Annotated in this window: 15 protein-coding genes; 2 read left to right on the forward strand and 13 right to left on the reverse strand. The window is 74.8% G+C overall.

Annotation, left to right across the window (positions count from 1 at the left end):
• Positions 1–11: 11 nt before the first annotated feature.
• The 11 genes from BJ968_RS21890 to BJ968_RS21940 all read right to left on the reverse strand — a co-directional run bounded on the left by BJ968_RS21890 (position 12) and on the right by BJ968_RS21940 (position 11,647).
• Positions 12–785 carry a glucosamine-6-phosphate deaminase gene (locus tag BJ968_RS21890; protein ID WP_179755460.1) on the reverse strand — a complete coding sequence of 258 codons (774 nt, stop codon included), beginning with the start codon at positions 783–785 and terminating at the stop codon, positions 12–14.
• Positions 782–1,843, reverse strand: a complete 1,062-nt coding sequence (locus tag BJ968_RS21895) for a Gfo/Idh/MocA family protein (protein WP_179755462.1) — start codon at positions 1,841–1,843, stop codon at positions 782–784. Before BJ968_RS21895 ends, BJ968_RS21890 begins: the two co-directional genes overlap by 4 nt.
• Positions 1,844–2,845 (reverse strand): Gfo/Idh/MocA family protein, encoded by a 1,002-nt coding sequence (locus BJ968_RS21900; RefSeq protein WP_179755464.1) that lies wholly within the window; start codon positions 2,843–2,845, stop codon positions 1,844–1,846.
• Complete coding sequence (locus BJ968_RS21905; protein WP_179755466.1) at positions 2,842–3,900, reverse strand: ROK family protein; 1,059 nt, start codon at positions 3,898–3,900, stop codon at positions 2,842–2,844. The genes BJ968_RS21900 and BJ968_RS21905 overlap by 4 nt, the downstream gene beginning before the upstream one ends.
• Entirely contained in the window at positions 3,890–5,452 is a 1,563-nt protein-coding gene (locus tag BJ968_RS21910; RefSeq protein WP_179755468.1) for a sugar ABC transporter ATP-binding protein, read from the reverse strand. Before BJ968_RS21910 ends, BJ968_RS21905 begins: the two co-directional genes overlap by 11 nt.
• Positions 5,452–6,435, reverse strand: coding sequence for a sugar ABC transporter substrate-binding protein (locus tag BJ968_RS21915; RefSeq protein WP_179755471.1), 984 nt, complete (start codon positions 6,433–6,435; stop codon positions 5,452–5,454). Before BJ968_RS21915 ends, BJ968_RS21910 begins: the two co-directional genes overlap by 1 nt.
• Before the next feature lie 38 nt (positions 6,436–6,473).
• Positions 6,474–7,607 (reverse strand): ABC transporter permease, encoded by a 1,134-nt coding sequence (locus BJ968_RS21920; RefSeq protein WP_179755473.1) that lies wholly within the window; start codon positions 7,605–7,607, stop codon positions 6,474–6,476.
• Between the two features lie 524 nt (positions 7,608–8,131).
• Positions 8,132–8,533, reverse strand: coding sequence for a universal stress protein (locus BJ968_RS21925; protein ID WP_179755475.1), 402 nt, complete (start codon positions 8,531–8,533; stop codon positions 8,132–8,134).
• Positions 8,530–10,083, reverse strand: coding sequence for a tripartite tricarboxylate transporter permease (locus BJ968_RS21930; protein WP_179755477.1), 1,554 nt, complete (start codon positions 10,081–10,083; stop codon positions 8,530–8,532). The genes BJ968_RS21925 and BJ968_RS21930 overlap by 4 nt, the downstream gene beginning before the upstream one ends.
• Positions 10,083–10,610 (reverse strand): tripartite tricarboxylate transporter TctB family protein, encoded by a 528-nt coding sequence (locus BJ968_RS21935; protein ID WP_179755479.1) that lies wholly within the window; start codon positions 10,608–10,610, stop codon positions 10,083–10,085. Before BJ968_RS21935 ends, BJ968_RS21930 begins: the two co-directional genes overlap by 1 nt.
• Positions 10,607–11,647, reverse strand: a complete 1,041-nt coding sequence (locus BJ968_RS21940) for a Bug family tripartite tricarboxylate transporter substrate binding protein (RefSeq protein ID WP_179755481.1) — start codon at positions 11,645–11,647, stop codon at positions 10,607–10,609. Before BJ968_RS21940 ends, BJ968_RS21935 begins: the two co-directional genes overlap by 4 nt.
• A gap of 259 nt (positions 11,648–11,906) precedes the next feature.
• Between BJ968_RS21940 and BJ968_RS27035 the strand changes: the two genes are divergently transcribed.
• Positions 11,907–13,583: an ATP-binding protein gene (locus tag BJ968_RS27035; protein ID WP_179755483.1), complete on the forward strand. Its 1,677-nt coding sequence runs from the start codon at positions 11,907–11,909 to the stop codon at positions 13,581–13,583.
• Complete coding sequence (locus BJ968_RS21950; protein ID WP_343078204.1) at positions 13,576–14,265, forward strand: response regulator; 690 nt, start codon at positions 13,576–13,578, stop codon at positions 14,263–14,265. Before BJ968_RS27035 ends, BJ968_RS21950 begins: the two co-directional genes overlap by 8 nt.
• A 92-nt stretch (positions 14,266–14,357) precedes the next feature.
• Here BJ968_RS21950 and BJ968_RS21955 read toward each other — a convergent pair whose 3' ends face one another.
• Positions 14,358–15,581, reverse strand: coding sequence for a VWA domain-containing protein (locus tag BJ968_RS21955; RefSeq protein ID WP_179755485.1), 1,224 nt, complete (start codon positions 15,579–15,581; stop codon positions 14,358–14,360).
• The gene (locus BJ968_RS21960) at positions 15,578–17,899 is read right to left on the reverse strand and encodes a DUF5682 family protein (RefSeq protein ID WP_425491594.1); all 2,322 of its coding nucleotides are present in this window, start codon (positions 17,897–17,899) and stop codon (positions 15,578–15,580) included. Before BJ968_RS21960 ends, BJ968_RS21955 begins: the two co-directional genes overlap by 4 nt.
• Between the last annotated feature and the right edge of the window lie 4 nt (positions 17,900–17,903).

Raw genomic sequence — 17,903 nt, forward strand, 5'->3', positions numbered from 1 at the left:
GGGCGGCTCGCTCAGGGGTTCCGGGGCGGGCCGGTGGCCGCACCGGCCTGCTCGTGGTCGTCGCGCCGGGTGAGCTGAGCGGCGGCCCGGTCGTCGAGCAGGACGGTGGCGCGCGGGTGCAGCTGCAGGACCGAGGCCGGGCAGGCGCTGGACAGGGGGCCTTCGACCATCTGCGCCACGGCGTGGGCCTTGGCCGCGCCGGTGGCGATGAGGACCACTTCGTCGGCGTCCAGGATGGTGCCCAGTCCCTGGGTGAGGCATGAGGTGGGCACCTGCTGCAGGTCGCCGCCGAAGAAGCGGGCGTTGTCGCGACGCGTCCTGGCCGTGAGGGTCTCGACGCGGGTGCGCGAGCGCAGGGAGGAGAACGGCTCGTTGAACCCCACGTGCCCGTTCGCGCCGATGCCCAGGACCTGCAGGTCGATGCCGCCGGACGCGGCGATGAGGTGCTCGTACTCGGCCGCCGCGGCGTCCAGGTCGTCCGCCGCACCGTCGGGGACGTGGACCCTGGCCGGGTCCAGCCCCAGGGGGCGGGTCACCTCCCGGTCGACGACGCAGTGGTAGCTCTGCGGGTGGTGGTGCGGCAGCCCGACGTACTCGTCGAGGGCGAAGACGCGCAGCGAGGCCAGGGCCGGCTCGCCGCTGGCCGCCAGCGCCCGGTAGACCGGCAGCGGTGAGGAACCGGTGGCGACCCCGAGCACGGACAGGCTCCGGGTGCGCAGCCGGTGCAGCACCCGGTCGGCGGCCCAGCGGGCCAGTTGCGGGGGCGTGCCGGTGAGGACCTTCACGCCGGCACGCGATCGGGGGTGGCCGACACCGCGACGGTCCGGCCGGTGCGGGCCGACTCCTGCGCCGCCTCGACGACCTGGACCAGCCGCGCCGCGGACGTGAGGTCCTGGTCGGTGGTGTGCTCCTCCTGCCCGCGCAGGCGCCGCAGGAAGGCGTCCAGCATCCTCTCGTCCAGGTCGGTGCCGTAGGGCAGTTCCAGGGGCAGGCCGGAGCGCCGGCTCGTACCGCGCAAGCGGGGACGGAAGAAGTCGACCTCGACCGCTCCGCGGGTGCCGGCGATCCGCAGCTCCAGCCCTCCCCACGTCGGTGCGGTCTCCGGGACGCTCCAGGAGCAGTCGATGCTGACGATCGTGCCCGAGCGGTACCCGATCGTCGCCAGCCCCGCGGTCTCGACCGCCCCCGCGCCCGGGTGCAGGACCCGGTTCCCGACGGCGCTGACGTGCACGGGGGTGTCACCGGTGAGCCGGTCGACCAGGTCCAGGACGTGCACGAGGTGGTCCACGAAGGCGCCGCCGCCGGAGAGCGCGGGGTCGGTGAACCAGCGGCGCCGGTCGGGCAGGCGGGCGGTGTTGACCGCCTGGACCGAGACGACGTCGCCCAGGACGCCGGCGCGGTGGTCCTGCTGGAGCCGGGTGAAGTCGGAGGAGTACCGGACGGGCAGCGCCAGCATGAGCGGCAGGTCGTGCCGGTGGACCAGGCGGGTGACGGCGTCGGCGTCGGCCGAGGTGGTGGCCAGGGGTTTCTCGGTCAGGACCGGGACGCCGCGGGCGGCCAGCCGCGCCAGCAGCGCCGGCCGGCGGGTGTTCTCGGCGGTGAGGACCGCCCCGTCCGGGCGCCAGTCCAGCAGTTCCTCGTAGGACTCGACGTAGTCCACTCCCAGCGACTGCGCCAGCGAGCGGCCGCGGGTGTGGGGGGCGTCGGCGTGGGGATCGGGATCGGTGGCCAGGAGCTGGACGTCGGGGCGGCTGCGCAGGATCCGCGCGTAGGTCTCGGCGTGCACGTGGGCCAGGGAGAACAGCCCGATCCGCAGCGGGCGGCCGGTGTGGGCGGTGGGCATTCAGGCTCCTGCGAGGTGGACGGGCCGGCCGGTGGTGGCCGCTTCGAGTGCGCTGACGGCGAGGCGGACCGCTTCGGCGCCGTCGCGGGCGTCGACGCGGCTGGGCCGGCCGGTGGTCAGCTGCCGGGTGAGTTCGCGCAGCTGCAGGAAGTAGGGGCTGGCCGTGGGGTCGACGACGGGCACGAGCGTTCCGCCGGCGCCGGAGCGGTCGAGGTCCTCGGTGACGGTGGACTCCGACCGGCTGCTGTGCTCCAGCTGCCCGTCGGTGCCGGTCACCGAGAAGGACGTGCTGAAGGTCAGGTGGGGGGCGCCCCACTCCCCGTAGACGTGGGTGATGGCCCCGCTGTGGTGGACGAGGGTGATGTGCGCCGAGCGGACACCGCCCTTGCCGGCCGTGGCGGCCGACACGGTGGCGACCGGGCCGGCGACCCAGCGGGCGATGTCCAGGTCGTGGATGAGCTGGTCGACGATGATGCCGCCGGACAGTTCCTCGTCGGCGAACCACGGGGCCGCGGTGGTGGGCGCGGCTCCCGAACGCGTGAAGCGCAGCACGGCCAGGTCCCCGAGCAGACCGGCGTCCACCGCGGACTTCAGCTGCGCGTACTCGGGGAAGAAGCGGACCACGTGCGCCGGCAGGAGGAACCGGCCGGCGGCCTCGGCCGCCTCCACGACGGCCAGGGAATCGCGGTGGTGACGCGTCAGCGGCTTCTCGGAGATCACGTGCTTGCCGTGCGCGAGAGCGGTCCGGATGAGTTCGCCGTGCGTGTGGGTGGGGGTGACGACGTCGACGACGTCGACGCGTTCGAGCAGTTCGGGCAGGCTCGCGGCCGTCGTCCCGCCGTAGGCCGCGACGAGTTCGTCGGCGCCGTGGCTGGAGTGGACCGTGACGTCGGCCCCCAGGCGCAGCAGGTGCGGCAGGTGGTGGTGGGCGATGCCGCCGGCGCCGATGAGCCCGACGCGCAGCGGCGCGGTGAGGAGAGCGGGAGCAGGAGAAGGGTTCACGGTGACGTGCTCACTCGTTCGGTCGGTGGACGGGTGGGTCGGGCCAGGTGCGCGCTCAGGCGACGCAGGTGCTCCGCGGCGTCGGAGGGGTTCACGACCCCGCGCAGGGCCAGGGCGGCGGCACCGGTGAGCGGGGCGCGGTCGAGGTGCGGGCTGATCCGCAGCGCCGGCGCCGGGCGCCAGGGCATGCGCACCCGCAGGCTGCGGGACAGGGGGCGCAGCAGCTCGTCTCCGGCGCGGGAGACCCCTCCGCCGAGCAGGACGGCGTCGGGGTCGAGCAGGGCGGTGACGGCGATCAGGCCGCTGGCCAGCGCGTCGACGCCCTCGGCCCAGACGCGGTCGGCGACGGGGTCGACGCCGGTGCGGGCGACGACGTCGGCCGCCGTCAGGTCGGGTGGGCTCGTCGGGACCGACGCGCGGTAGCGGCGGAGGAGGCTGTGCGCCGAGGCGTAGGCCTCCACGCACCCCCGGGCGCCGCAGGTGCACGGTTCCCCGCCGGGAACGGCCGGGACGTGCCCGAACTCCCCGGCGGCCCCGTCCACGACCTGCCCGGCGACGACCACGCCGGCCGAGACGCCCGTCCCGATCGGCACGAAGACGAACGACGCGGTCGGGCCGAACGACCCGTCGGCGACGTGGGCCAGCGCACCGGCGCGCGCGTCGTGCTCGACCCGCACGAGCGCCTGCAGGTCGCGGCGCAGCACGTCCCCGAGCCGCACGTCGCGCCAGTCGAGGTTCGCGGCGTACCGCACCGTCCCCGACGTGCCGTCGACGAGCCCGGGGACGGCGACGCCGACGCTGCGCACGCGGTGGTCACCGACCGCGTCGGCCAGGCGTCGGGCCAGCGCGCGGACGGTCGCGACCGCCGCCGCGCCGCGGCCGGTGGGCACGGGGGTCTCGACCACGACGCGACCGTCGTCGGCCAGGGCGGCCGCCTTGACGGTGGTCCCCCCGACGTCGATCGCCAGGTAGGCCGAGCCGGCGGCCCGGGACCGCGTGCGGGCCGGGGTGGGAGCAGGTGCGGGAGACCCCGGCCCGGCCGGTTCAGGTCGCACGGGGTGCCTCGCCGCTGGCGATGGAGTGCACCAGCTCGTCGTAGGTGACGTCCTGGGCGTACCCGGTCCAGGTGGTGCGGCCGCGGTGCAGGACCTGGAACCGGTCGCCGAGCCCGTACAGCTCCTCCAGGTCGTCGGAGACGACCAGCACGGCGGCCCCGGCGCGCGCCCGTTCCTTGATGAGGCGGTGGATCTGCGCCTTGGTCCCGACGTCGACCCCCGCCGTGGGCTGGTCGACGATCAGCACGTCCGGGGCGGCGAGCAGGGCCTTGCCCAGGACGACCTTCTGCTGGTTGCCGCCGCTGAGCGTGCCGGCCGGGGCGTCGACGTCGTGCGGCCGGACCTCCAGGTCGGTGAGCACCCGGGAGCTGACGCGGCGCACCGAGCGGCGCGAGACGAGACCCCAGCGCCCCAGTCCGCGCTGGATCGCCATGAGCACCAGGTTCTGCGACAGGGACGCCTCCATGCTCAGGGCCTGGTGCTTGCGGTCCTCCGGGATGAGCGCGATGCCGCGCCGGATCGCGGCGCGCGGGGAGCGCAGCCGCAGTTCCCGGCCCTGGAACGTGAGGGTGCCCGAGGTGGGGCGGTCCGCTCCGGCCAGCACCCGGCACAGGCGGGTCCGGCCCGAGCCGACCAGGCCGGCGACGCCCAGGACCTCCCCGCGGTGCAGGGTGACGTCGATGCCGTGCAGCCGTCCCGGGACGGTGAGGCCGTGGCCGGTCATGACCGCCTCGCCCTCCGCGTCGGGCACGGGCCGGTGGTCGGTCTGCAGGTCGTGGGCCAGTTCCTCGCCGAGCATGAGGGTGGCCAGCTCGGACACGGTCGAGGACCGGGCCGGCTGGGTGGCGACCACGGTGCCGTTGCGCATCACGGTCACCTCGTCGCAGATCTCCCGCACCTCGTCGAGGTAGTGGGAGATGAAGACGATGCCGACCTCGCGGGCGGCCAGGTCGCGCACCAGGTCGAACAGCGCGACGCGCTCGGCCTCGGACAGGCGCGCGGTGGGTTCGTCCATGACGAGGACCTTGGCGTTCTCGGCCAGCGCCTTGACGATCTCCATCCGCTGGTGCACCGCCGGGCTCAACCCCTCGGTGGGGGCGGTCAGCTCGGCGCCCAGGGTGATGCCGACGCGCCGCACGAGGTCGGCGGCGTCCTCGACCAGCCGGGCCCCGTCGTACCTCCAGCCGGCGCCTTCGCGGCCCAGCAGGAGGTTCTCGGCCACGGTCAGGGTGGAGACCAGGCTGAACTCCTGGTGGATGACCGCGACGCCGTCGCGACGGGCCTGGCGGGGGTTGCGCATGGTGACGTCCCGGCCGTCGACCTGGATGTCACCGGAGTAGTCGGGGTACAGGCCGGCCAGCGTCTTGACGAGCGTCGACTTCCCGGCGCCGTTCTGGCCGATGAGGGCGTGGACCCGGCCGCGGCCGACCACGAGGTCGACCCCGTCCAGGACCGTGGAGGCGCCGAACTTCTTGGTCAGTCCCGAGATGGCGAGGCTGGGGTTGCGCGGCGCACCCGGCGGCTGCGGCCCGGGCGGGTGCGGCCCGGGCATCAGTTGCTCCACGACGACGGGTTGGCGTCGACGTTCTCCCGGGTGATGGCGGGCAGGTCGATGAGGTGCTCGGGCCGGGGCACGTCGTCCTGCTTGCCGGTCAGCCAGGCGTGGGCGTACCGGACCCCCAGCTGGCCCTCCAGTTCCGGGCTCTGGTTGACCGTGCCGTACATCGCGCCGGAGCGGATGGACTCCTCGACCTGCTGGGAGTAGTCACCGGCGATGAACTTGACCTCGCTGCGGCCGTTCTTGAAGGCGTAGTCGGCGCCGACGTACATCTGGGGTCCCTGCGCCACGACCGCGGCCAGCTCGCCCCGCGGGTACTTGGTCAGCAGGTCCTGGGTGACGGCGAGGTTCTTGCTGCTGTCGAAGTCGTCGTTGGGGGTGGCGACGATCCTGATGTCGGGGCGGTCCTGGATCGCCTCCTTCAGGCCTGCCAGGCGCTGGACCTGGGGGGTGGAGCCCAGGGGGCCGAGGATGACCGCGACGTCGCCGCCCTGCGGCAGGGCCTGGGCCAGCAGCTGGCCCTCGCCCTTGCCGTAGTCGAAGTCCGAGGCTCCCACGTAGGTCACGACCTCCGCGGCCTCGTCCAGGCGGGCGTTGACCGCGATGACGGGGATCCCGGCGTCGGCCGCGTTCCGGATGGCCGGCACGACGGCGGTGGGGCTGGAGGAGATCACCAGGATGACGTCCACCTTCCGGGCGACGAGCTGGTTGACGTTGGCCGCCTGGACGGCGTTGTCGTACTCGCCGTTGAGGATGACCGTGTCCATGCCCAGCTTCTCGGCCTCCTCCTCGATGGCCTTGTCCAGGGTGGCCAGGAAGGAGACGGTGGTGTCGGCCTGGGCCACGCCGATCAGCAGGCGCTCCTGGCCCGCGGCGGTGTCGGACTGCCCGCAGGCGGCGGTGCTGCCGGCGGCCGCCAGGGCCAGCGCGGCGGAGACGGAGCGGATGACGGTGCGGCGCGTGACGTGCTCGTGCATCGGGTGCTCGCTTTCGGGGCGGAGGACGGGGAGGGGGCTCAGGAGGTGCGCGGGGCGGTGCCGGTCGCCGGTGACGGCGTGGCTGCGGGTGCGGGTGCGGGTGCCGGGGCCGTGACCCGCTTGCGCCGGCTGTGCTGGTCGAGCACGACGGCGACGAGGATGACCAGGCCGGTGACGATGGGCTGCCAGTCGCTGGCGATGCCCAGCTGGTTCATGCCGTTGGCGATGACGCCCAGCAGCAGGGTGGCGGCCAGGACGTCCTCGATCCGCCCCACGCCACCGGTCAGCGCGACCCCGCCGACGACGCAGACGGCGATCGCGCGCAGCGGCCAGTCAGCGGCCGCCGACGGCTGCCCCACGCTGGTCTGGCCCAGCAGGATGAGGCCACCGGCGCTGGCGAAGACGCCGCCGAGGGCGAAGGAGGCGATCTGGACCAGTTCCACCGGGACGCCGGACAACCGGCTGGCCTGGGCGTTGCCGCCCACGGCGTGGACGTAGTGCCCGAACTTGGTGCGCGTCAGCAGCAGCCACACCACCAGCAGGCAGGCGGCGAACAGGACGAAGCTGACGGGGACCGGTCCCAGCCGGCCCGTGGCCGCCCACTGCAGGGCCGGCGTCCCGCCGGGGATGGACTGCGCCCCGGTGGAGACGAAGAGGAGACCCAGGACGACGCTGGCCATGGCGAAGGTGGTCACGAAGGCGTTGATGCGCAACCGCGCGATCAGCACGCCGTTGACCAGCCCGACGACCAGCCCGACCAGCAGGGCGGCCGCCACGGTGGGCACGGTGCCCCACCCGAGGTTCGCCACGGCGGCGCCGGTCACGGCGGCGGTGGCACCGGTGGCGCCCACGGAGAGGTCGAAACCCCCGGAGATCATCATGATGGTCATCCCGCAGGCGACGACGCCGATGAGGGCGTTCTGCTCGAGGACGTTCTGGAGGTTGAACGTCGAGCGGAAGGTGGGGGAGACGATCGACAGGACCGCCACGACGACGGCCAGGACCAGCCAGAGCCCCAGGCGGCGCAGCGCGCCGGCGCGGGAGGTGGTGCGCAGGGTGCTGCGGAACGTCGTGCGGGCGGTGGGGCGTGCCCGCTCGTCGGCCGCGGCGCGGGCGGGGACGGCCGGCGGCGCGACGGGTCGGTGGGTGCGGGGGGAGTCTGAGGCGGGCAAGGGAGGCTCCTTCGCTGGGACCGTGCCCCGAGTTGTTCCGAAAGGCATTTGCCTTGCGTATAGCGGGACCTTAAGGTCGGCGTCCGGCCGTGTCAACGCTCTGGAGCAACTGCGTTCACGGGGGGCCGGAACGGTCGCCGCCGCTCCGCGCGGGTACCGGTGTGCAGCGCGGCACCACCCGCGGCGACGACGCCGGGCTGCGCGAGGCCCGGCCCCGGACCGCGCCGCCGGGATCGCAGTTCCGGGCGAACCCGCCGTCACCGTCCGGCTCGGGAGCACGTTCCCCCCGCCCCTCGCTGGGCGGGCCACGACCGGCGTCGCAGGTCGCTCGCGGGCCGCCCGGCGGCCTGGGCGGCCGCCACCGCGGGGGGAGTTCGGGCACCACCGGTCCCGACCCGGCGCAGGGGTGCGTGGAACCGCTCGCCGACCTCGGGCGTGCTGACCGTCGACCCCGGCCGGCTACCGGCAGGAGAGGGCGGCGGAGGTGGCGAACGACGTCCGCCCGCCCCTCCGCCCGCCGCGTCTCACCCCCGCAGCGCCGGCTTGACGCTGATCACCGGGCAGGGAGCGTCGAGGATGATGCGTTGCGCGGCGCTGCCCATGAGGAACTTGCCCACCGGGGTGCGGCGGCGGTGACCGACGACGACGGCGGAGGCGTTCAGTTCGTGCAGGGCGTCGACGACGACGTCGGCGGTGTCCCCCTGCCCTGCGCGCTGCACGACCTGCGCCCGCACGGCGGTACCGGCGAGGCGTCGACGGACCTGCTCCAACTGGTCGGGGGAGGCGTAGGTCTTCTCCGCCAGCGCGGCGCCCGCGGGGGCGTTGAGCACGAACAGGTCCTCACCCCGGCGCTGCGCCTCCTCCACCCCCGCCTCCAGGGCGGCTTCTCCTTCCGGGGTGGGCGCGTACGCGACGACGACGGTCACCGGTGGGCCTCCTCGTGGTGGGCGCCCGCGGCGCGCAGGTCGGTGGTGCGGGCCTGGCGCCGACCTCCCAGCCGGGCCGGCAGCACGCGCCGGTACAGCGGGAACGCGACGACCAGGACCACCGCGACGTAGACGGCGATGGAGAACGGGTCGGCGACCAGGCCGCTCCAGCTCCCCCGGGAGATGGTCAGCGCCGTGCGCATGCGTTCCTCGGCCAGCGGACCGATGATCACCCCGATGATCAGGGGGAGCACCGGCAGGCCGAAGCGGCGCATGACGAAGCCCAGCACACCGAAGGCGAGGAGCAGCCACAGGTCGAAGGTCTGCAGGTTGCCGGCGTAGGCGCCCAGGGTGGCGAAGAACAGGATCCCGGCGTACAGGTAGGGACGGGGGATCCGCAGGAGCTTGGCCCACACCGGCGCCAGCGGCAGGTTCAGCACCAGCAGCAGGGCGTTGCCGATGAACAGGCTCGCGATGAGCGCCCAGACCAGGTCCGGCTCGCGCTCGAACAGCAGCGGCCCGGGCTGGAAACCGTAGGAGATCAAGGCCGCGAGCAGGACCGCGGCGGTGGCGTTGGTGGGGATGCCCAGCGCGAGGGTGGGGACGAGGGTCCCGGCGGCCGAGGCGTTGTTCGCCGCCTCCGGCCCGGCGACCCCCTCGATGGCTCCCCTGCCGAACTCCTCGGGGTGCCGGGACAGCTTGCGTTCGGTGACGTAGGACAGGAACGTGGGCAGTTCTGCGCCGCCGGCGGGAACCGCGCCGAAGGGGAAACCGAGCGCGGTGCCGCGCAACCACGGTTTCCACGAGCGCTTCCAGTCCGCCCGGCCCATCCAGGGCCGGCCCACGGGGATGACCTCCACCGCGGAGCGCCGCATGCGCGAGGCCACCCACAGCGCCTCGCCGACGGCGAAGATCGCCACCGCGATGACGACGATGTCGATGCCGTCGATCAGTTGCAGCACCCCGAACGTCAGGCGGGCCTGGCCGCTGATGGCGTCCAGGCCGATCAAGCCGATGGTCAGGCCGATGAACAGGGACGCGAAGCCCCGGACCCGCGAGGACCCCAGGACCGCGGTCACCGCCAGCAGGGCCAGGACCATCAAGGCGAAGTAGTCGCCCTCGCTGAGGTTCACCGCCAGGTTCACCATGAGGGGGGCGGCGGCCACCAGCAGGACCGAACCGATGGTCCCGGCGACGAAGGAGCCGATGGCGGCGGTGGACAGCGCCTGCGCCGCCCGGCCGCTGCGGGCCATCTTGTTGCCCTCCAGCGCCGTCACCACCGAGGACGACTCGCCGGGGGTGTTCAGCAGGATGGCGGTCGTGGACCCCCCGTACATGCCGCCGTAGTAGATGCCGGCGAACATGATGAGGGCGCTGGTGGGTTCCAGGGTGTACGTCAGCGGCAGCAGCAGCGCCACCGTCATCGCCGGGCCGATGCCGGGCAGGACACCGACCGCGGTCCCCAGGACGACGCCGAGGGCGGCGAAGGCGAGGTTGGCGGGCGTCAGCGCGTCGCCGAACCCGCCGATCAACAACCCGATGTCACCCATCACAGGATCCCGTCCAGGATGCCGGGTGGCAGCTGGATGCCCAGCACCACCCAGAAGAAGTAGAAGGTCAGCGACGAGAGCACGGCACCGACGGCGATCGCGCGCAGCAGGCTGCGCCCGCCGAGCACCTTGGCGGTGGCGCCGAAGAACAACGCGGCCGAGACCACCCAGCCCAGCCGCTCCACCAGCAGGACGTTGGCGGCGAAGACGAGTCCCAGCGTGCCCAGGCGCGCCCAGTCGGTGCGGGCCGAGACGTCGACGTCCTCCCCGCCCTCGGCCTCCCCGCGCCCACCCCGCAGCACGTCCACGGCCAGGACGACCGCGGTCAGCGCCAGACCGGCAGCCACGACGTACGGCACGGGGCGCGGACCGACGACCCCCTCGTCGACCAGGCCCTGCGACAGGGTCGCCGTGTCGGTGACCACCAGTGCGCTCAGGCCGAGCAGCAACGCGCACACGCCGAGCTGCGACAGGTCGCGTCGCCGCGGCGCGAGGTCCGTGGCGCCGGGCGCCACCGCGGCGCTCACACCAGCCCCAGGCGGGCCAGCACGTCGCGGACCCGCGCGGCCTGCTCGTCGAGGAACGCGCCGAACGCGTCGCCGGCGGTGAAGGCGTCGGTCCAGGCGTTGTCGGTGAGGACCTGCCGCCACTGCGGGGAGTCGTGCATCCGGCTCACGGCGTCCACGAGCCTCGCCACCTCCGTCTCGTCCAGGTCGGGTGGGGCGACCAGCCCGCGCCAGTTGGTGAACGTCAGCTCCACGTCCTGCTCGCGCAACGTCGGCACGTCCAGGACGGGGACCCGCTGCTCGCTGGAGACGGCCAGGACGCGCACCGCGCCGGTCGTGATCTGGTCCAGCAGTTCGCCGTACCCGCTGGTGGCGAAGGCGATCTGACCACCCAGCAGCGCGGGCAGCAGGTCCCCACCACCGTCGTAGACGATGTAGTTCACGTCGGTGGGGTCGACACCGACGGCGTCGGCCAGCTGCATGGGCAGCAGGAAGTCCGGTCCGCCCGGGGAGGAACCGCCGCCGACGGCGAGCGCGCCCGGGTCGGCGCGCCAGGCGTCGACGAGGTCCGTCAGGGTGGCGAACGGCGAGTTCGTGGGCACGAGCACCACGCCGGCCTCCTCGATGAGCTGCGCGACGGGGGTGGTCTGGTCCAGCGTGACGTCGACGTCGTTGGTGTAGGAGGCGCCCACCACGCCCAGGCCCATCGACATCAGGAACTGCGGGTTGCCGCTCTCGCTGACGCAACGGGCCAGGCCCACGGTGCCGCCGGCGCCGGAGAGGTTGGTGACCTCGACCCCCTCGGCCACGCCCACCTCCTCCATCACGCGCACGGCCGAGCGGCCGGTGGTGTCGTACCCCCCTCCCGGGGCGTTGGGCACCAGCAGTTGCAGCCGGTCCAGGGTGCCGCTGGTGGCGGCGGCCCGGCGGGTGACGCCACAGCCGGTGGTGGCGGTCAGCGCGGGCAGGGCGGCGAGCGCGCCGAGCAGGACCCGGCGCGGGGGGCCCGGTGGTGAGCCCGGGGCCCGGCGACCGGTTCGGGTCGTGGTGTCGGTCATGGCGTCCTCGTCGACGGCCTGCGCCGGAGCCGGTCGGCCCGGGCGGACGGGGAGCCGGTGCCCTCCCGTCGCCCGTCATGCTGCCCCGGTGCCTTCGCGAGGTCACCCTTGCGGTGGCAGTGGTCTTTGCGGTCCTTGTGGTCGCGACGAGTAGGATCCCGGCGCGTCGTACCCACGGCGGGACGGGACGGCACGGCTCACCGGTGAGCCGACCGCGAGGTCGCGCCGACGTGCCGGGGCGGCGCGTGGAGGGGGACGAGTGGGCGGACCGAGCGGGCACGGCAGGCGCAGGCACACCAGCCTGGCCGGGCAGATCCTCATCGTGCAGGTCCTGCTGTTCACCGTCGTCCTCGTCGGCGTGGGGGCGGTGTCGGTCGCCCAGTCGCGGCAGGCCTCCACCGACGCCCAGGAGCGCCGGGTGCGCCAGGTCGCCGAGTACGTCGCCTCCCTGCCGCTGGTGCGCCAGCAGCTGGCCGACGCGGCCGACGGGCGGACCACCGCGGCGGCGCTCGCGGTCACCGCCGAGCAGTTGCGCACCACCTCCGACGTGGCGGTGCTGCTCCTGGCCGGACCCGACGGCCGGGTGATCGCCTCGCCCGCTGACCCGCGCTCGCTGGGGACGTCGCTGCCGGCGGCACCGGCCGGTCCGGCCGACGACTCCTCCTGGCTGGGCAGGGTCCGGCTGGGCGGGGCGGTCACCACCGCCGCGCGGGTGCCGGTCCTCGCCGACGTGAGCCGCCGGGCCGGGCGCGTGCCGGGCAGCGTCGTGGGAGCCGTCCTGGTGGGGCAGGACGCCGTGCCGTGGAGCGTGCAGCTGCGCACCGCTCTGCCGGACCTGGCCACCTACCTGGGCATGTCGGCCCTGGTGGGTCTGCTGGGGGCCTGGTTGCTGGCGCGCCGGGTCAAGAGCCAGACGCTGGGGCTGGAGCCGCGGGAGATCGCCTCGCTGGCCACCCACCGCGAGACGGTGCTGCGCGGCATCCGCGAGGGCGTCATCGCCCTGGACCGCGAAGGGGTCGTCACCGTCGCCAACGACGCCGCCCGCGAACTGCTGGACCTGCCGGCGGGCGCGGTCGGTCAGCGCGTGCAGGCGCTGTCCCTCCCGCGCGAGGTCGTGGACCTCCTGCTGCACGGTCCGGCCCCCAGCGACCGCCCCGTCGTCGCCGGTGGACGACTGCTCGTGCTCAACCGCACGGTGCTGCACCGGGGCAGCGGCGCCGGTGCCGAAGCGGTGGGTACGGTGACCACGATGCGCGACCGCACCGAACTCGTGGCGCTGCAGCACCAGCTGGGGCTCAGCCGCACGACCACGCAGGCGCTGCGCGCGCAGACCCACGAGTTCGCCAACCGGCTGCACACGATCTCCGGCCTGGTGCAGCTGGGCCGCTACGACGACGTGGTGGGTTTCATCGACCGCGTCAGCCGCGCCCACGCCGAACTCGGCGAGCAGATCGCCGCGCAGGTCGGCGACCCCGCGCTGGCGGCGCTGCTGCTGGCCAGCACCAGCGTGGCCGACGAGCGGGACGTGGAACTCGTCCTGGCCGCCGAGGCCGAACTGCCCGCCGTGCCCGACGACCTGTCCGACGACCTGGTGACCGTGGTGGGCAACCTGGTCGACAACGCGGTGGACGCCGCCGCCGGGACCGGCGGCGGCACGGTGGAGGTCGACGTGCGCGACGACGGTGCCGGGGGCGCGGTGGTCCTGGTGCGCGACGACGGCCCGGGGGTGGACCCGCGGTTGCTCCCGCACCTCGTGCGACGGGGGACGACCTCGAAGGACGACTCACCGCCCGGTGGTCACGGCGTGGGTCTGGCCCTGGTGCAGCTGGTGTGCCACCGCCGCGGGGGGAAGCTGGAGCTGCACCGCGGCGAGCACGGTGGCGCCACGTTCACCGCCACCCTGCCCTCACCCCCGTCGGCGGTGGTCCGTGCCTGAGGACACGTTGCGCGTGCTGGTCGTCGACGACGACCCGATGGTCGCCTCGGTCCACGGCGGGTTCGTGCGGGCGGTGCCGGGTTGCCTGCTCGTCGGAACGGCGGGTTCGGGGGCGCAGGCGCTGGAACTGGTGCAGCAGGTGCGCCCGGACGTGGTGCTGCTGGACCTGTACCTGCCGGACGTCCCCGGCCTGCAGGTGCTCGCCCGCTTGCGTGAGGCCGGCGCCGACGTCGACGTCGTCGTCATCAGCGCCGCCCGCGAGGCCGAGACGGTGCGCGAGGCGTTGCGAGGAGGGGTGGCCGGTTACCTCATCAAACCGTTCGGGGCCGAGCAGCTCGCCGAACGGCTGCAGCACGTCCGGGGTGCGCGCCGCACGCTGACGACCGGCGTCCTGCAGCAGGCCGACGTGGACCGCGCCCTGGGCGTCCCGGCCCCCCTCGCGGGCGGTGGTCCCGGGAGTTCCCTGCCGAAGGGTTTGAGCGTGGAGACCGCCGAGCTCGTGGCGAACGTCCTGGCCCGGGCGAGCGCCCCGGTGTCGGCCAGCGAGGTCGCCGCGCAGCTGGGACTGTCCCGGGTCGCGGTGCGCCGCTACCTGGAGCACTTCGCGGGGCAACGCCGGGCCCAGGTGCGGCTGCGCTACGGAGCGGGGCGCCCGGAGAGGTTGTACGAAGCAGTGCGGTGAGCGGGCCCTCAGCGACGGCCCTCGACGCCGACGAGGTGGGGCGCGGGGCGTCGTGGTCGTGGTCGTGGCGACGGACGGCCACCGCAGCGCGCCTACCGGTGCGGGGCGGTGGCCGCCGCGATCTCCCGCTGCGCCCACGCACCGACGTCACCGCCGGTCATGGCCAGCGCCAGCAGGTCGGGGAACGCGTCGGGGGTGCAGGCGAACGCGGGGATGCCGAGCGCCGCCAGCGCGGCCGCGTTCTCGCGGTCGAAGGCGGGCGCCCCGCTGTCGGACAGGGCGAGCAGGACGACCACCTGCACCCCGGCGGCCTTCATCGCGGCCATCCGCTTCACCATCTCGTCGCGGACACCGCCCTCGTACAGGTCGCTGATGAGGAAGAACAGCGTGTCCGCGGGACGGGTGATGCGGTCCTGGCCGTAGGCGATGGCGCGGTTGATGTCGGTCCCGCCGCCGAGCTGCACGCCGAACAGGACGTCGACGGGATCGGCGAGGGACGCGGTGAGGTCGACGACCTCGGTGTCGAAGGCGATGAGCGTGGTCTTCAGGGTGCGCATCTTCGCCAGCACCGCGCCGAAGACGCTGGCGTACACGACGGACTCGGCCATCGACCCGGACTGGTCGATCTCCAGCACGACCTCCTTGGCCACGACCTGCTGACGGCGGCCGTGGCCGACGAGCCGCTCGGGCACCACGGTGCGGTGCTCGGGCAGGTAGTGGGCGAGGTTGGCGCGGATCGTGGCGCCCCAGTCGACGTCGTGCAGCCGGGGGCGGTGCGTGCGCGCCGAACGGTCCAGGGCCCCGGCCACCGCGGACGTGGTGCGGTCGGCGACGCGCGCCTCGATCTGGCGCACGACCTCGGCGACGACCTGGCGGGCGGTCTCCCGGGTGCGTTCGGGCAGGACCCGGCTCAGGGACAGCAGGGTTCCGACGAGGTTCACGTCGGGCTGGACCGCGCCGAGCAGTTCCGGTTCCAGCAGCAGGCGGGTCAGGTCCAGCCGCTCCACCGCGTCGCGCTGCACGACCTGCACGACGGAGGAGGGGAAGTAGGTGCGGATGTCGCCCAGCCACCGCGCCACCGACGGGGCGGACCCGCCGAGCCCGGCCGAGCGCCGTCCCCGCGCACCGGGGGCCGTGTCGGGCTGGTCGTAGAGGGCGGCCAGCGCGGCGTCCACCGCGGCGTCCGCACCGGTCAGGCGCGGGGCGCAACCGTCCGCGGCGTCGCCGAGCAGCAACCGCCAGCGGCGGGCGCGCCCGGCCTCGTCGACGACCGGCACGGGAACCGCACCCGTCCCGTCGGTGGTGCCGGTGCTCATGCGGGGCCTCCGAGCAGGAACGCCGCGGTGCGCAGCGCGGGCAGGGCGAGGGCGTCGTCGACGTCGGCGGCCCCGGTCGTGGTGCCGGCCGGGGGCCGGCGGGTGACGGCGTCGCCGATGCTGCGGCGCTCGGCGCGGTCGTAGGCGCCGAAGGTGCGCCGCAGCAGCGGCAGGACGTCGGTGAACTCCCGCTCCGGCAGGGAGCACACCCAGCCGTCGAGCAGGGCGAGCAGGTCCGTGTCGTGGACGAGCAGCAACCCGTCACGGCCCAGGAACCCCTCGACCCAGGCCGCCTGCGCAGGGGCGGGCGTGCCGATCGACAAGGCCCGCTGCAGCCGGTGGGCGGCCTCGGCGGGCAGCAGCCGTCCGGTGTCGCGCAGCAGGCGGGTGGCGCGGCCGGACAGGAGGCCGTGGACGTCGGTGCGGGCCGACACCCCGGCCAGCGCGCCGGACCACCGCTCGTCGGCGTCGGGGTCCTGCCAGAGGGCGACGGCGGCGTGGACGTCGTCCAGGGCGGCGCGCAGCGCGGCGGCCCCGGCGTCGTCGAGGCTGGTCACGGCGGCCGGCAGCCCGGCGCAGGTGCGCACGAGCAGGCTGCTCGCGACGGCGCTCAGCGCCTCGGTGCTGGTGCCGCGGACGTCGCGGTAGCGGGCGGCGCGCACCAGCGCCGGCAGCGCGGCCACGAGGTGCGCGACGTCGAGGTCGAGCGCGGCGCGGTCGTCCACGGCGCGGACGACCGCCGGCAGGGCCTCGGCCAGGTCGGCCAGGAGGCAGTGCTCCACGAGACCGGTGAGCGCGGGCAGCGACGCGTCGGCGGCGTCGGCGACCGCCTTGGCGTTCGCGGCGGCGGCCACCGTCGTGCCCCAGAGGGAGGCCTCCACGACGGCCACGGCCAGCTCGGGCGCCCACACCAGGCGCCACGCCTCGCGGAAGGTGCCGGTGCCGCGGACCTGCGAGCGGGTGGGCACCCCCCAGCCCACGCCCAGCAGCCGCAGCCGGTGCAGCAACCGGCTGCGGGCGGCGTCGGTGTCCTTGCGCAGGTCCAGTTCCAGCGCCCGCTCGGCGGGTTCCTGGGCCAGGCGCAACCGCTTCGCGCTCGCGCGCAGGTCCGCGGCCAGCGGCACCGTCGGGGCGCCGTCGGGGACGGTGCCCATCGACTCGCCGACCACGAGGCGGTCGGTGACGAGGGCGAGCAGGGCCTCCTCTCCCTCGGCCAGGACGGCGCGGGTGGCCTCGGTGACCTCGGCCAGCCCGGGCAGCGGACGCCCGCGCAGCAGCGCGAGGGTCTCGGCCAGCCGGACGGCCTCGATGACGTGGGCGCTGGAGACGGGCAGGTCCTCGGCGCGCAGGACGCCGGCGACCCTCGTCAGCCAGCGGGCGACGGGTTCGTCGCGGGCGGTGAACAGGTGGTGGTACCAGCCGGGGGAGGTGATGCCCGCCCCGTACCCGGAGGCGCGCGCGAGCCGCGAGTGCGTCCAGGGCACCCAGCTCAGGGTGGTCCGCCGTTTCGGGGTCCCGCGCAGCAGCCGGGCGTCGGAGGCCGCGGAGGGCAGCGTCCCGCTCAGCGCGGGCGCGTGCCAGGCCCCGCAGACGACGGCGACCCGGCGGGCCCCGCCCTTGAGGGTCTCCCGCAGGACCTGGCGCATGTGCGCTTCCCGGCGGTCCTCCAGGAGCTGTTGCACCGCAGGCAGTGCGGGGGTGACGGCGCGCAGTTCGGCCATGGCCTCGGTGAGGACCGCGAAGGGGGCCGGGGCGTCGGAGCGGGATTCCACGACGTCCTCCCACCACCGTTCGGGGTCGTCGTAGCCGCCCGCCGCGGCCAGGGCGGCCAGCGGGTCGCGGCGCACCCCCAGCGGGTCCGCGAGTTCACCGGTGGGTTCGTCCGCGAGTTCACCGGTGGGTTCGTCGGTGGGTCCGCCCGCGGGTTCGGCCGCGGGTTCTTCCGCGTCGGTGCGCTGGACGAGGCTGCTGCTGGACGGCAGGTCGCAGAAGCGGACGTGCGCGCCGTGCTCCCGGGCCCACACCAGCGCCTGCCACTCCGGGGAGAACACCGCGAACGGCCAGAACGCCGCCGTGCCGGGTTCGTCGGTGACGTGGGCGAGCAGCGCCACGGGCGGCACCAGGTCGCGGTCGCCCACGAGGACGGCCAGCGGGTCGGCGTCGGCGGGGCCCTCGACGAGGACGACGTCGGGCCGCAGCCGTTCCAGCGCGGCCCGGACCGCGCGCGCGGAACCGGGGCCGTGGTGGCGGACGCCGAGGACCTCCACGACCGGCGTCCCGTCACCGGGTCCGCCGTCACCGGGTGCGGTCACCAGGATCCCG

Source organism: Kineococcus aurantiacus (assembly GCF_013409345.1).
In the GTDB taxonomy this organism is placed as follows: Bacteria; Actinomycetota; Actinomycetes; order Actinomycetales; family Kineococcaceae; genus Kineococcus; species Kineococcus aurantiacus.

Coding starts and splice junctions, on each gene's coding strand:
- BJ968_RS21895 (WP_179755462.1), bottom strand. CDS start 1,843: ATGCCCACCGCCCACACCGGCCGCCCGCTGCGGATCGGGCTGTTCTCC.
- BJ968_RS21910 (WP_179755468.1), bottom strand. CDS start 5,452: ATGCCCGGGCCGCACCCGCCCGGGCCGCAGCCGCCGGGTGCGCCGCGC.
- BJ968_RS21915 (WP_179755471.1), bottom strand. CDS start 6,435: ATGCACGAGCACGTCACGCGCCGCACCGTCATCCGCTCCGTCTCCGCC.
- BJ968_RS21930 (WP_179755477.1), bottom strand. CDS start 10,083: ATGGGTGACATCGGGTTGTTGATCGGCGGGTTCGGCGACGCGCTGACG.
- BJ968_RS21940 (WP_179755481.1), bottom strand. CDS start 11,647: ATGACCGACACCACGACCCGAACCGGTCGCCGGGCCCCGGGCTCACCA.
- BJ968_RS21955 (WP_179755485.1), bottom strand. CDS start 15,581: ATGAGCACCGGCACCACCGACGGGACGGGTGCGGTTCCCGTGCCGGTC.